General features: G+C 59.5%; 12 protein-coding genes, 2 rRNA genes and 1 pseudogene. 8 read left to right on the top strand and 7 right to left on the bottom strand.

Annotated elements, in window-relative coordinates:
• Nucleotides 1–430 (bottom strand): amidase (locus VIW95_RS07230; protein WP_331584857.1); only part of this gene is annotated, 430 nt, incomplete at its 3' end.
• 204 nt (nucleotides 431–634) lie between these two features.
• Here VIW95_RS07230 and VIW95_RS07225 point away from each other — a divergent pair.
• The 6 genes from VIW95_RS07225 (at nucleotide 635) to VIW95_RS07200 (ending at nucleotide 7908) form a co-directional block, all read left to right on the top strand.
• On the top strand, nucleotides 635–1027 hold the full coding sequence (locus VIW95_RS07225) for a hypothetical protein (RefSeq protein ID WP_331584855.1): 393 nt from the start codon (nucleotides 635–637) through the stop codon (nucleotides 1025–1027).
• Nucleotides 1028–1909, top strand: a complete 882-nt coding sequence (locus VIW95_RS07220; RefSeq protein WP_331584853.1) for an MBL fold metallo-hydrolase — start codon at nucleotides 1028–1030, stop codon at nucleotides 1907–1909.
• Between the two features lie 236 nt (nucleotides 1910–2145).
• Nucleotides 2146–4080, top strand: a complete 1935-nt coding sequence (locus VIW95_RS07215; protein WP_331584851.1) for a hypothetical protein — start codon at nucleotides 2146–2148, stop codon at nucleotides 4078–4080.
• Nucleotides 4081–4094: 14 nt separating this feature from the next.
• On the top strand, nucleotides 4095–5441 hold the full coding sequence (locus VIW95_RS07210) for a DUF444 family protein (protein ID WP_331584849.1): 1347 nt from the start codon (nucleotides 4095–4097) through the stop codon (nucleotides 5439–5441).
• On the top strand, nucleotides 5438–6907 hold the full coding sequence (locus VIW95_RS07205) for a SpoVR family protein (RefSeq protein ID WP_331584846.1): 1470 nt from the start codon (nucleotides 5438–5440) through the stop codon (nucleotides 6905–6907). Before VIW95_RS07210 ends, VIW95_RS07205 begins: the two co-directional genes overlap by 4 nt.
• 443 nt (nucleotides 6908–7350) lie before the next feature.
• Nucleotides 7351–7908, top strand: a complete 558-nt coding sequence (locus VIW95_RS07200) for a hypothetical protein (RefSeq protein ID WP_331584844.1) — start codon at nucleotides 7351–7353, stop codon at nucleotides 7906–7908.
• Nucleotides 7909–7924: 16 nt separating this feature from the next.
• On the opposite strand, the gene VIW95_RS07195 is transcribed toward VIW95_RS07200, so the two are convergent.
• The 3 genes from VIW95_RS07195 to VIW95_RS07185 are packed head-to-tail and all read right to left on the bottom strand — an operon-like array spanning nucleotide 7925 to nucleotide 10947.
• A complete protein-coding gene (locus VIW95_RS07195) occupies nucleotides 7925–8944 on the bottom strand; it encodes a transglutaminase domain-containing protein (RefSeq protein ID WP_331584842.1) in 1020 nt (339 codons plus the stop codon).
• A 7-nt stretch (nucleotides 8945–8951) separates the two neighbouring features.
• Nucleotides 8952–9806 (bottom strand): GNAT family N-acetyltransferase, encoded by an 855-nt coding sequence (locus VIW95_RS07190; protein WP_331584840.1) that lies wholly within the window; start codon nucleotides 9804–9806, stop codon nucleotides 8952–8954.
• Between the two features lie 40 nt (nucleotides 9807–9846).
• The gene (locus VIW95_RS07185; protein ID WP_331584838.1) at nucleotides 9847–10947 is read right to left on the bottom strand and encodes a P1 family peptidase; all 1101 of its coding nucleotides are present in this window, start codon (nucleotides 10945–10947) and stop codon (nucleotides 9847–9849) included.
• 47 nt (nucleotides 10948–10994) lie between these two features.
• On the opposite strand from VIW95_RS07185, the gene VIW95_RS07180 reads away from it, so the two are divergent.
• The gene (locus VIW95_RS07180; RefSeq protein WP_331584836.1) at nucleotides 10995–11243 is read left to right on the top strand and encodes a type II toxin-antitoxin system prevent-host-death family antitoxin; all 249 of its coding nucleotides are present in this window, start codon (nucleotides 10995–10997) and stop codon (nucleotides 11241–11243) included.
• Complete coding sequence (locus tag VIW95_RS07175; RefSeq protein WP_331584834.1) at nucleotides 11240–11629, top strand: protease inhibitor I42 family protein; 390 nt, start codon at nucleotides 11240–11242, stop codon at nucleotides 11627–11629. The genes VIW95_RS07180 and VIW95_RS07175 overlap by 4 nt, the downstream gene beginning before the upstream one ends.
• On the opposite strand, the pseudogene VIW95_RS07170 reads toward VIW95_RS07175, so the two are convergent.
• The 3 genes and pseudogenes from VIW95_RS07170 to VIW95_RS07160 all read right to left on the bottom strand — a co-directional run.
• A pseudogene (locus tag VIW95_RS07170) lies at nucleotides 11616–12760 on the bottom strand (cytochrome-c peroxidase). The gene VIW95_RS07175 and the pseudogene VIW95_RS07170 sit on opposite strands and share 14 nt — an antisense overlap.
• A 165-nt stretch (nucleotides 12761–12925) precedes the next feature.
• Nucleotides 12926–13043: ribosomal RNA gene (gene rrf / locus VIW95_RS07165) — 5S ribosomal RNA — on the bottom strand.
• A 177-nt stretch (nucleotides 13044–13220) separates the two neighbouring features.
• A 23S ribosomal RNA gene (locus VIW95_RS07160) occupies nucleotides 13221–13727 on the bottom strand; the annotation flags it as partial.

Here is a 13727-nt window from a genome sequence, read left to right as displayed (position 1 = left end):
GATTGCGCGCGGGCGGACAAAGGCCGCCCTCAGTCGTAGGACGTCCACCGAACTCGGGTGTGGTCGTCTTGCCGATCAGAATCCCGCCCGCATTGCGCATCCGGACGACAATCTCGTCGTCCGCAGGCGGCATGAAGTTCTCGTAGTTCTTCGACCCCATCGAAGTCGGGATATCTTTGGTCCAGTTGAGGTCCTTGATCGAGTACGGCACCCCAAACAGCGGCGCGCGCTGCCGCTCCGCATCGCTCATCTTTTCGATTCGGTCAGCGTCAGCCAACGCACGCTCGGGGGTAATGGTCATGAACGCACCGAGCTTCGGATTGAGCTTCTGGACGCGCGCGATAAAAAATTCCGCGACCTCGCGCAGCTTAACTTCCTTCTTGAGGATCAACTCGCGCAGTTCGTGTGCCTCGATGTAAGGATTGAGCATCGCGTTCACCTCCGGGGGAAAATCCTAGTTAGCTCAAAACATCGCCGCCCGCCAACTCATTCTTGTGTCGAATGATAAGCGGGATGGCACAATGATAATAATGATAAGACTTATCAAACGGAGACCGTGCGATTGGTTGGTTCTGCGATTCTTTGGACGCACGCTGTCGCTGGCGCGATTTGGGTCGCTGCCTGCGCATGCTTTGTGATCGCTGGACTGGCGCTGACGCCCGGCAGCGTCGAGCAACGGGGTTTTGTCGCGAACGCCGCGCCAAAGATCGATGTGCTTGGGCTCGCCGCGGCGGTCGTGTTGCTCGTCACCGGATTCTTCAACTTGATGACCGTGGGAATTGCGCGGCGCTTCGTATTTTCGACTGCGTTCATGTTCGTGCTTGCGATTAAGATCGCGTTGTTTATCGCTATGATCGTCGTGATGATGTGGTCGATGAGAATCGGCGCGGTGCTCGGTGCGGTCGTTGCACGCGGGCGAGCCGACGCGGTGCCGGGCGCGATGACCCGCATGACGCGCGCGCATATTGCGATCGTAGCGATGGGTGGTATCGCGCTGATGCTCGGAACGTGGTTGATGGGAACGTAGATGGCTGAACTGCCTCCGAAGATCAAAATCGGCGCGTTCGAGGTCGCGTTTCTGACCGACGGTCTGTGGCGCAACGACGGCGGATGCATGTTCGGCGTTGTCCCACGAGAACTCTGGAAGGGCAACCATCCGCCCGACGAGCGCAACCGTATCCGCCTCAACCTGACCTGTCCGCTTATAATGAAGGGCAGCGACGCCATCCTGGTCGATACGGGAATCGGCAATCGGCTGAGCGACGTCGAGCGCAAGATCTTCGATCACGGCGACGGATGGCTCCCACAGCACCTGCAAGCGCTCGGGATGGAGGGGGGCGACATCACTCATCTGATCGTCTCGCACCTGCATTTCGATCATTGCGGAGGGATCGTGCGGCGGCGCGATTCCGGCGCGCTCGAAGCCGCGTTTCCGCGCGCGCGAATATTCGTGCAGCGCGGCGAGCTCGATATCGCCGACCATCCGCGCAACGAGCGCCTCCGCGCCGCGTATCGGCACGCTGGGGAGATTCTCACGCCGGTGCGCTCGATGCTCGAAGCCATCGACGGCGACACCGACGTCGTCGCGGGCGTGCGCGCCGTCGTCACCGGCGGCCATACGCGAGACCATCAGGCTGCCCTCGTCAGCGACGGCGGCGAATGCTTCATGCATCTTGCCGATATAGTGCCGACGCGCTCGCATATCCGCGGCCCGTGGAACCAGTCCTACGATCTCGACGCGCTGCGCACCATGGAGCAGAAGGCGCACTACCTCGGGCTAGCGGCGGAGAACCGGTGGTGGCTGTCGTTCGCGCACGACGACACCGTTTTCGCCGCGATGGTGCGCAACGATCGCGGGCGTATCGTGCTCGGCGACACGGTCCCGGTTTCCGAGCGTTTGTTCCAATAAAATTTTCGCCAGTACATTGTTTTTCAGTGCAGCGCAAATTTGGATTCTGCCGACATGTTCGCATGGGACGCGTTTAAGCGTGTCGCTTGCGTCTAACTTACTTGTTGCGAATCACTTGCTCCGTTATACTCGACGTAAGAATGGGCTCCAGAAATAGCACGGCCCGACGGTTTCCCCCTCTCCCAGGCAGTAAAACTGCTCAACATTCTATAACCCGAACCCGAAGGAGATAGCCGATGGCGGATCTCAATAACTTCGAGCGAGTGATCAAAGAGGACCGCGCTGCCCGCGAGTCGAAGCAGTGGCGCGGGACTTTGCTCGAATATCTCGAGGTCGTGAAAGCCGACCCAGTCATGACCAAGCTGGCGCACGCGCGGATTTACGACCTGATTATTTCCCTGGGTCTTCATCCGCTGCACGATACCGATGATCCGCGTACCAAGCGGCTGTATAAGGATGAGCCGCTGAAGGTGTTCGATTTCTTCGCCGAGGAATTCTTCGGGATCGAGCGCACCATCGCGCAGATCGTCCGCTATTTCCATTCCGCGTCGCTCAAGGGCGAAGAAAGCCGGCAGGTCCTCTACCTGATGGGTCCGGTTGGTTCGGGTAAAAGCTCATTGGTCGAACGAATCCAGCGCGGACTCGAGCAGGTCGGACTCATCTACGCGATCGAAGGATGTCCGATGAACGAGGAGCCGCTGCATCTCGTACCGCGCCATCTGCGGCGCGAATTTGAGAAGATGCTCGGCGTGCATATCGAGGGCGACCTGTGCCCCGTATGCCGCTATCGGCTGAAGTCCGAGTTCAACAACCGCTACGAAGAATTTCCGGTCATCGCGCGCAGCTTCTCCAAACGCAACCGCGTCGGAGTCGGCGTGGTGCCGCCGGTCGATCCGAACAACCAGGACACCTCGGTGCTGATTGGCTCCGAAGACATCTCGAAGCTCGACCAATACTCCGAAGGCGACCCGCGCGTGCTCGAGCTCAACGGCGCGCTCAACGTCGGCAACCGTGGAATCGTCGAGTTCATCGAAGTGTTCAAGAACGAGACCGAGTACCTGCACGCGATGATCACCGCGACCCAGGAGAAAGTGATTCCGGCACCCGGCCGGCACGGGATGGTGTACGTCGATACCTGCATCGTCGCCCATTCGAACGAGGCCGAGTGGCAGAAGTTCAAGGCCGATCACACCAACGAGGCGATTCTCGATCGTATCGTCGTCGTGAAGGTGCCGTACAACCTGCGCCTGTCGGAAGAGGTCAAGATCTACCAGAAGATCATCAAGAACTCGGATTTCCGCGCGCACGTTGCGCCGCACACGCTCGAGCTCGCCTCGATGTACGCGATCCTGTCGCGCCTCGAGCCGACTTCGAAGTGCGATCTGATGACCAAGCTGCGGCTCTATAATGGCGAGGAAGTCGTCGAGAAGGGACGCACCAAGAAAATCGACGTGCAGGAGCTCAAGGAAGACACCAAGCGCGAGGGCATGTCGGGCATCTCGACCCGCTTCATCATGAAGGCGCTCGACAACGCGCTGTCCGACAACGTCACCGGCAACTGCATCAATCCGATCAACGTGCGCGAGGCGCTCATTTCGATGACTAAGGAGGGCGACCTGCCCGACGACACGCGCAAGCAGTACCTCGAGTTCCTGCAGGACACGCTGCACAAGGAATATCTCGACCTGCTCGAAAAGGAGATCACCCGCGCGTTCGTGTACTCGTACCAGGAGCAGGCGGAGTCGCTGTTCCAGAACTACCTCGATCACGCCGAGGCATACGTCAACAAGACTCGCGTGCGCGATCGAAATACCAACGAGGAACTGTCGCCCGACGAGGGCTTCCTGAAGTCGATCGAGGAGCAGATCGCGATCATCGGCTCGGCCGCCGACGGATTCCGCCAGGAAGTGATCGCGTACCTGTGGGCAACCTCGCGGCGCGGCGAAAAAATCAGCTACAAGAGCTACGAGCCGCTGAAGGAAGCGATCGAGAAAAAGCTGATGACCTCCGTGCGCGACATTTCGCGCATCATCACCAAGGCCCGCACCCGCGACGAGGAGCAAGGCGAAAAGTACAGCTCGATGGTAAAAAACCTGCTGGAAAACGGCTATTGCGAATCGTGCGTGGACGTTGTCCTAAAGTACGCAGCGAACAATCTGTGGAAGGATTGATGCGGGTTTCCTGAATGAGCGGCGATACCATCTTTCGCGAATATCGGATTTCCGATGCCGAGCGGTCGGACCGTTCGGCCGGTGACCGGCTGCGCCATCGGCAGAAAGTTCGCGAATCGATTCGCGAGAATATCGCCGACATCATCGCCGAAGAATCGATCATCGGCAAAAATAAGGACCGCGTTATCAAGGTTCCGCTGCGCGGGATCAAGGAATACCGCTTCGTGTTCGGCGACAATGCGCCCGGCGCGTCGCAGGGCGATGGCGATTCGCGCCCCGGGCAAGTCGTCGGCAAAACCGGCAAGGACGGCCAGGGCAAAGGCGACGAGCAGGCCGGTGACCGGCCCGGCGTCGATTACTACGAGACCGACGTTACCCTCGAGGAATTGATCGAGATCATGTTCGAGGATCTCGAACTGCCCAACCTCGAGCGGCGTGCGCTCCGCGAAATTCAGTCCGACTACTCGTCACGGCGCAAAGGCTACCGCAAGGTCGGCATCCGTATCAGGCTCGACAAGCGCCGCACCGCCAAGCAGCGCGTGATGCGCATGCTCGCGTCCGACAAGCGTAACGACGCTGTCGCGCGCGCGCTGGAAGAATCGAAAGCCGACCACGAAATCGGGGCCGACGCCGACGTTGAAGGCGCTCTCGATGAGATCGCGCTCGAGGAAGGCACGCTGAACGGGCAGCCGCTCGACGAAGATGCCCTCGCTGATTCGCCCGGCGTCGCGGCGTTTCAGCGCGTCCGCAAGCGCTACCCGTTCCATCAGAACGATCTGCGCTACAAGCACGTCGAAATAGACACGAAAGAAGAATCCAACGCCGCGGTCATCTGCATCATGGACACGTCGGGCTCGATGGACACGATGAAGAAGTATCTCGCGCGCAGCTTCTTTTTCCTGCTCTACCAGTTCATCTCGACGCGTTACCGCAACGTCGAAATCGTTTTCATCGCGCATCACACGGAGGCCAGCGAGGTCTCCGAGGAAGAATTTTTCCACAAGGGTGAATCGGGCGGCACCTTCATTTCATCCGGCTACGCCAAGGCGCTGGAAATAATCGCCGCGCGCTACCACCCGTCCTTGTGGAATCTGTACGCGTTCCATTGCTCCGACGGCGACAATTTCGACTCCGACAATCCGGCCGCGCTCAAGGACGCGGAGGAACTCGCGGAGATTTGCAACCTGTTCGGTTACGGCGAGATCAAACCGATGGGTTCGCGATACTACGAATCCTCGATGCTCAACGTGTTCCGCCGAATCCAGGCGCCGAACTTTCACACCGTTCTGATCGAACGCAAGGAGGACATCTGGCCGTCGTTCAAAGCGTTCCTGGCCAAGGACCGGGTGAAGGAAGCATGAGCGCCACTCCGCACGAGGGCACCTCGCCGCGCATCGCGACCTGGGATCTGCGCGACCTCGTCGAATGGGACCTGAAGATTCGCGCCAAGGCCGACGAGTTCGGGCTTGACTGCTATCCGCAGGAGTTCGAGCTTTGCGATCATACCGGGATGCTCGGGTACATGGCGTACTCAGGCATGCCGTCGCATTACCCGCATTGGTCGTACGGCAAGTCGTACGAAAAGCTGAAGACGCTTTACGATCACGGCGTTAGCGGCCTGCCGTACGAGATGGTGATCAATTCGAATCCCGCGATCGCGTACCTGATGCGCGACAACTCGCTGCTGCTGCATATCCTGACGATCGCGCACGTGTACGGGCACAACGATTTCTTCAAGAACAATTTCACCTTCAAGTCGGCGACGCGCGCCGAGCTGACAATTGAGAGCTTCAAGGCGGCGGCGATGCGCGTGCGGCGCTACGTTGAGGATCCGTCGATCGGCGTTGAGAAGGTCGAGCGCATCCTGGACGCGGCGCACGCCTTGTCATGGCAAAGCCGGCGCAACTTCGCGATCAAAAAGCTCTCGCCGCTCGAGCAGATGGCACGCGCCGAGGACACAGCGCAGGGACAGGCCGATCCGTTTCAGAAGATCCACGCGCGCAAGAACATCGACGTCCCCGACTTCCACAAAGTGCCGCTCGAGCCCGACGAGGATCTGCTGCTTTTCATTCGCGATCACAACCCGTTCCTCGCCGACTTCGAAAAGGATCTGCTCACCATCGTCGATGAAGAGGCCAAGTACTTCATCTCGATGATGGAGACGAAGATCATGAACGAGGGATGGGCGAGCTACTGGCACAAGAAAATTCTGGAGTCGCTCGACCTCGACCAGGGGCTGCATCTCGAATTTATCGTGAATCACAACCAGGTCTGTCGCCCGATTCCCGGCCAGATCAATCCGTACCACCTCGGACTCAAGATTTGGGAAGACATCTACCGGCGCTTCACGACTCCGACCAAGGATGAAATCAAGCGCGACGGCCCTCCGGCGAAATCCGGGATGGAAAAAATCTTCGAGGTCCGCGAGGTCGAACGCGACGCCTCTTTCCTGCGGCGATATCTGACCGAAGATCTCATGCGCGAGATGGACATTTTCGAATACGAGGCGCGCGGAGAAGAGCTGGTCGTCAGCAAAGTTGCCGACGACGAGGGTTGGAAGGAAGTCAAGGCGACCCTGATCAAGAACGTCGGCACCAACTCGATACCGGTGCTGAAAGTCGAGGACGCCGACTTCGGCCAGAACCGCACGCTCTACGTCAAGCACGATCACGACGGACGCGACCTGCATATCGAGTACGCCGAGAAGAGCCTCAACTACCTGCAGCGGCTTTGGGGCCGCGAAGTCGTGCTCGAGACCGTGCTCGACGGCAAGCGCTCGCTGCTGTGCTGCAACGATCGCGGCTTTTCGGTGCGCGCGCTCAAGTAGAAACCGCCCGCTACCTCCGGCACTGCGGGTACACACGCTCAGGTACGCTTCTGGACGGCTCCGGCGGCGTCCACGCGGCACGTTGCTTTAGATTTGATGGTCGGATAATTTCAGGCACGGACGATGCGGTTCGGGTCGGCTGTAAGGAGGCGCGGATGATGGAGTGGCCGAAGTGCCAAAAGTGTAACGCTGGCGCGTTGATTCCCCTGTCCGACTATGGACAGGAAGGCGCTTCGGTGTTGTTCAAGGCTTGGGTTTGCACGAATCCTGATTGCGGTTTCAGCTTGCGCGTCGACAAGGGCGAAGTAACCTACGGCAGGCGAATCGAGACGAAACACTAGTTACTTTCCGATTTCAACTTATAAGGCAGTCCGCGTGGGCTGCCTTTTTTGTTGTGTGTTCGCCTTTTTGTAACATCCGGCGCCGCCCGTCGTCTCTAGATCATGCGCAATTGGTTCCCAGATTGCCGTAGCAGATTCCCGCTCGCGGTAGTCGCGGCGGCTGCGTTTTCGCTGGCCGGATGCATGCCGTATGGCGAAACTGTCGTCTATCGGCTGTATCAGACGAACGCCGACCGATGCACACAAAACGAAACCGACGCGTGCGTTGCGGTGCTCCAATCGAGTTGCGACGCGCCCGCCCGGGTCTGCACCGACTACGTCCCGGAATTCCAGACGCAGGCCAGCAAGCAGCTTTCACAAAAGTGCAAAACTGACGACGAGGCTTCATGTCGCGCACTCGACGCAGTCGCTTGCGACAAGGGCGACTCCGCGGTGTGTGGGCGTCTTGGCGAGGACTACGCGAAACTTTACGCGTCCTGCAAGGCAGGCAACGCGAACGATTGCGATTCGCTTTCGCTCTCGGTATGGCCTAAAACGCAACTCGATATCGCGGACAATGCATGCAAGAGCGGCGACACGATCGCGTGCCGCGTCGCCAACTCAAGCGCAAGCGCGATGAAAGTGAACGTCAACAAGAACGCGCAGTTCGCGATGTTCTAGCGATCGCGATGGGGCATCACGCGCCCGTGTCGGCGTAAGAAAACTTTGTCTTGATTTCCTTTTGCGGCACCACCGTTCCGTCGAGCTCGGCATAAGGATAAATCAGGTAGTTCAGCGGCTCGCCATTCTGCGGAGGCTTCAGCACGAGATCGCGGCCCATCGTGAACGCGACGCGAGCGGCATCGAGATGCCCGAAGTAGTAGTCGTGCCGGTCAGGATGCTTTGACGCTTCGGACGCATCCACCGGCACCCACACGCCGCCTGAGTAGAACTCCGCCCAGCAGTGGTAGCCAGGAACATCGCCGAACTTCGCCGCGCCGATTGGAAAGCCAATCGTAAACCGCGCCGGGATTCCTCGGGCGCGCGCCAGGCCGATGAACAGCGAATGGAAGTCGGTGCAGTTGCCGCGCCGGACGTCGCATGCGTAGAGCGCGTCGCCGCGACCCCATCCCTTCCCGCTCTTGTCGTACTTCATGATCGAAGTGACGTACTCATAATCGACGCGCGCCTGCTCAAACGGAGTCACGTCGGTCTCGGCCAGGTTCGCGCTGACCTGCGCGATTCTGCCGGTCAAAGGCACGAGACGATTCGGCTCGAGATACGCAACGAAGTGCCCGTCGGTCGGCTCAGGGATGTCCCTCGCTGCCGCAACCATGTCTGGAGCCTCCTCAAGCCGGGTCGTGGCGAACGTCATCGTGACAGGGACAGTCGCAGGCAGCGGCGCCGAAGCCTCGAGATGCGCGACGCGATTTCCGTTCGTTCCCTGGTCAACGATTTCGAAATGCACCGGCGTATCAATGTGGAGGTTGCGGACCTGCTGGAAAGCGTCTTCGCGCGGAAGCGGAATCCACGCTTCGAACTTTTTAGCCGACAAATTCGAGACCGGAATATCCGCGTGATAGATGAACTTGAAACTGCGCACCCGATCAGGCGGCGCGCTCGAAGAAGGCTGAGAAGTCTCCGCGCGGGTTCCTGAAATAAGCGATAGCAGAAGCGCGATTCCAGCCAGCGAAATGGCTAGTTGTTTCGTGTGCATAGACCTCCTACGAGAACGAATAGACGGTCGCGTCGGAGACCGGTTCATATCCGATTGTTTGGTAGATGTGATTGGAGACCGGGTTGGCAAGGTCGGTATATAGAAAGCAGAACTTGCGGCCTTCATCCAGCAGCTTCTGGGTGAGCGCAGCAACGCACGCGCCGGCAAATCCGTTGCCGCGATTTTTCGGCGGCGTGTAGACCCAGGCCACGCGAATACCGTTGGGCGTTGGTCCCGCGAATCCCGCCATCGCTACTGGAGTTCCTTCGAGCTCCCACAAGAACATGCGTCGCGATGGCGGCATAGGGAGTGCGGCGTCTTCTCGGGCTTGGATGGGATCCATGCCCTCGGCATCGATCGAAAAAGCGGCGCGCCATTCCCGCAACAATGCTTCGTCGGATTGCTCAGGTTCGCGAAGATGACCCGCAGATCTCGTTTCGTTGGTGACTCGGGTCAACTGATAAATCCGTTGCGCCATCTGGACGCGATAGCTGCATCGCGATAGCGCCGACCACTTCAACACAAACTTCTGCGCGATTTCAGCAGAGCCGTTGACGCCCGGAATCGCAATTCCTCTTGCGCGCAGTTCGTGAACGATCGAGTCGATCGTGGAATCGTCCGCTATCCATGACAGGATGAGGTTACGAGGGGGCGTCATTAGAGCGACGGCCGCGACCTCGCCCTTCTCTTCGACCAATCCCATCAGTGGCGGCGCGGCACCCCATTGATCGCCTGCTCGAAGCCCACCGAGCAAGCCAAGGATCAAGCAATGCTCAGCCTCGCGCCGTAGGAGAAACGGCTGAACGCGTTCCAGGAATTGCCCGGCGTCGGAGAAGAATTGTATTTGTTTAGCGGACGCCACAGTGCTGAACAGTATTTCGCGATCGCGGCCGAGGCAAATATCATCGGCCGTACTTGCGTATCACTTCGACGAGGCGATCGTGCGGGATAGCCTCGACGCGATAGCCGTTGATTCCGACCATCGTGCGGGCTGCGACCAGCGCGTTGACTATTGCTTCTTCGGAAGCTTGCACGGCCGCGGTGAACAAAGGATCCATCCGCGAGTTGCGGAGCATCTTGACGCTCTCGACGTCAGAGCGCTTCGCGCTCTCAGAGTTGGCGGTCGAGAACGCGATAAACAGGTCGCCCGAGCCGTTGCCCGACACGCTCCCGGTGCGCGCCAGACCCATCGTGAGCCGTCGCGCGATCCGTTTGAGCTGATGCGGCATCAAGGGCGCATCGGTAGCCGCAACGATAATGATCGAGCCGAGTTCCTGCGTGCTGAACGGGTCGCGGCCCGGGCCAAGTTCTTTGCCGATCGGGACGCCGGCGATTGTCAGCTCACTCGGACGTCCGCAATTTAGCTGGACCAGGACTCCTACCGTGTAGCCGCCCGCTTTGCGATCGAGCCGGCGCGACGCCGTGCCGATTCCGCCTTTCCATCCGTAGCCGATCATGCCGGTGCCGCCGCCGACGCATCCTTCGGCGACGCGCCCGCCGCGCGCGCTCTCGAGCGCCGCATGCGCGTGCTTGGCGGTGACGTGGAATCCGTTGATGTCGTTGAGCAACCCGTCGTAGGTTTCGGCGACGACCGGCAGTGACCACGGCTGCGTCATCTTGCGGCGTCGCACTTGCCACGCGATCACAGCGTCGCGCACAATGCCGACGCTGTGGGTGTTGGTGATCATGATTGGCGTTGTCAGCAAGCCGGACTCTTCGACCCACGCCGTGCCGGTCATCTCGCCGTTGCCGTTGAGCGAAAAGTATCCGGCGAAGACAGAAGCTGCGTCGCGCTTTCCACGCGGCAGGACCGCCGTAACGCCGGTGCGAACCGGCCCTCGACCAACGATCAGCTTTCCGTCGCCGCGGATGATCGTGGCGTGCCCGACTTCGACGCCAGCGACGTCGGTGATCGCATTGAGCGGCCCGGGTTCACCGTCAAACGGAATCCCAAGCGCTCGCCCACGAGGCTCAATGACTTTACGATGCGATCCGATCGCCATCGCAAATGTCATAGCGGAGAAGCCCAACGAGTGACAGAATCCAAGACGTGGTTCGAATTAACATCACCGAGGCCAAGAATCACCTTTCCAAATATCTGCGTCGTGTGAAGAAAGGCGAGACTATAATCCTCTGCGAGCGCAACGTGCCGTTCGCCGAAATCGGTCCAATAAAGCCGGAGAGTCGGCAACTGCGGCCGATCGGTCTCGACAAGGGGCGGTTTATTGTTCCTGAAAATATCAACGACCCTCTACCCGATTGGCTGCTCGACGCATTCGAGGGCAAGAAGTCAGAATGAGAATGCGCCGATCGCAGTTGCTACTGTTCCTGGTCGCATTGCTTCTTGCGTCGCGGGCGAGTGCGAGCATGGTTTTTGTTTCGCAGGACGACAACGGGCGCGAGTTTACGCTCGATCGCGGCGACGCGCTCGAGATTTCACTGCCTGCGACTTCGGGGACCGGGTATACGTGGCAGGCTGAGCCCGTTGCGGGCGGATTCGTCAGGCAGGTCGGTGAGCCGGCGTTTACGCTCGATAACGCGATGCCTGGCGCCTCGGGACTTCAGATTTTCCACTTCGGAATCGATGCGAGCGGGACCGGGACGCTCGAGATTCGTTACCTGCGCCCGTGGGAGAAGGGCGCGAAACCTGCCAAGAGCTTCAAGATTATGCTCATCGTCCGCTGATTGCGTCTCTCGAAATTCGGTACTGCCGCTCATATTCTGCTTTTGCTGGCTGCTCGTATTCGGGACTGGTTAGAGTTGCGAGGAATGCGACCAGGTCGTCCTCCTCGGTTCTGGAAAGATCCAGCGGAATTATTACAGAGTCGAGATACGGATTGCGGACGCCGCCTCGATTGAAATGCGCGACGACATCCCACAGCGTCGCGGCTGAGCCGTCGTGAAAGTACGGCTGCGTGACGAGCAGGTTCCGCAGATCAGGCGTGCGGAACGCGCCGATATCGGCAGGTTTGCGAGTTACCAAATAGCGGCCGAGGTCGCTCATGCCGCTGTCGGTCGCGAGCTTGTCGAGCTGGGCCGAGTCATCACGATCAGCACGAATGGCAGTTGCATTGTGCGTGAGAGGTGCGCCGGCGGATACGCCCACATTGTGGAAGCAGCCGTCGGTAAACAACGGGCGATCGCGCGTCCAGGCGTGGCACGTGATACATCGTCCACTGCCGTTGAAGATTTTCCAGCCGCGCTTCGCTAACTCATCGATCGCACCGCTCTCGCCCGCCATATAGTGATCGAAGGGCGAGTCGAACGAGAATTGCGTACGTTCATAAGAAGCGAGCGCGCGGCAAATGTCGTCGAAGTTTATTTCGCGGCCGAAGACCAGCTCGAAGGCTTCGCTATACCGCGGTATCGCCTTGAACTTCGCGACGACTTCGTCGGGGCTCTTCATACCCATCTCGATTGGATTCAGAATTGGCGATTTGGCCTGCTCTTCGAGGGTCTGAGCGCGGCCGTCCCAGAACTGGCTGCTATTGAACATGGCGTTGAGGATGGTCGGGGCGTTGCGGCGGCCCGCCTGCTGGTCGATACCTACCGAGTTTTTCCCTGGTCGGTGAAGCCGAGCGTGTAGTTGTGGCATCCCTCGCAGTGCTGGAGGTTGTCGGCCGAGAGGCGCTGATCAACGAACAGCGCCCGCCCGAGCGCAATCTTGGCAGGTGTCTGGGGATTGTCGGGCGGGATCGAGCGCGCGTAGAGCTCGGTGGGGAAACCGACCTGATGTTCGGATTTTGGAGAGGCGCCGGATCGCGAGCGCGCGATGGTGGTCGGGACGGCGCATGCCGTCGCGACAGCCGTGAGCATCGCGAGCGACGCGCGCAGCGCGACGCGAGCGATGCTGTGATTCGCGGGCATCACAATGCCCGAGAATCTGACTATTGTGCGCATCGCGCAATAGCTGTTTTTCTCGCGCGCGAAGCGCGAGAAAAAAGAAGGGCGGAGTCTTATCGACTCCGCCCTCTCGAGATTCCCCGGCCGCGTCCTACTCTCCCGTGACGCCTTCGGTCACAGTACCATCGGCGCTGAAGGGCTTAACTGCCGTGTTCGGGATGGGAACGGGTGTTTCACCTTCGCCATGGCGACCGGAAACCTGTCGCACTCGCCAGGAGGCGAGCGCTCAAGCTCCGACAAATCTGAATAGTAGGGTCTGCAAGTGTAGAGGTTCGAACCTTATTTGTGACTCGACCTTTGCCGTCCCGTCCGGTTAGCGATTGAAACCCGGACAAGTACGCGGCGACTATTCCAACCTGAGTTGAAATAGGTAGTGGTCAAGCCTCACGGCCGATTAGTACCAGTCAGCTCCACGCCTTACGGCGCTTCCACCCCTGGCCTATCAACCTCCTGGTCTAGAAGGGGCCTTTAGGATCTTACGATCGGGATACCTAATCTTGAGGTGGGCTTCCCGCTTATATGCTTTCAGCGGTTATCCCGTCCGTACATGGCTACCCGGCGATGCGGCTGGCGCCACAACCGGTACACCAGAGGTACGTCCGTCCCGGTCCTCTCGTACTAAGGACAGCTCCTCTCAAGTATCCTTCGCCCACGGCGGATAGGGACCGAACTGTCTCACGACGTTCTGAACCCAGCTCGCGTGCCACTTTAATCGGCGAACAGCCGAACCCTTGGGAGCTACTCCACCCCCAGGATGTGACGAGCCGACATCGAGGTGCCAAACCTCCCCGTCTATGTGAACTATTGGGGGAGATAAGCCTGTTATCCCCGGCGTACCTTTTGTCCGATTAGCGATGGCCCTTCCATACGGGACCACCGG

It is taken from the genome of Binatus sp. (SeqCode), assembly GCF_036522015.1.
GTDB lineage: Bacteria > Desulfobacterota > Binatia > Binatales > Binataceae > Binatus.
This window is presented reverse-complemented; position numbering and strand designations above follow the sequence as displayed.

Bases quoted from the DNA above. Each gene is read 5' to 3' on its own strand.
- VIW95_RS07220 (WP_331584853.1), top strand. From the start codon at position 1,028: ATGGCTGAACTGCCTCCGAAGATCAAAATCGGCGCGTTCGAGGTCGCG.
- VIW95_RS07215 (WP_331584851.1), top strand. From the start codon at position 2,146: ATGGCGGATCTCAATAACTTCGAGCGAGTGATCAAAGAGGACCGCGCT.
- VIW95_RS07210 (WP_331584849.1), top strand. From the start codon at position 4,095: ATGAGCGGCGATACCATCTTTCGCGAATATCGGATTTCCGATGCCGAG.
- VIW95_RS07205 (WP_331584846.1), top strand. From the start codon at position 5,438: ATGAGCGCCACTCCGCACGAGGGCACCTCGCCGCGCATCGCGACCTGG.
- VIW95_RS07200 (WP_331584844.1), top strand. From the start codon at position 7,351: ATGCGCAATTGGTTCCCAGATTGCCGTAGCAGATTCCCGCTCGCGGTA.
- VIW95_RS07195 (WP_331584842.1), bottom strand. From the start codon at position 8,944: ATGCACACGAAACAACTAGCCATTTCGCTGGCTGGAATCGCGCTTCTG.
- VIW95_RS07185 (WP_331584838.1), bottom strand. From the start codon at position 10,947: ATGGCGATCGGATCGCATCGTAAAGTCATTGAGCCTCGTGGGCGAGCG.
- VIW95_RS07175 (WP_331584834.1), top strand. From the start codon at position 11,240: ATGAGAATGCGCCGATCGCAGTTGCTACTGTTCCTGGTCGCATTGCTT.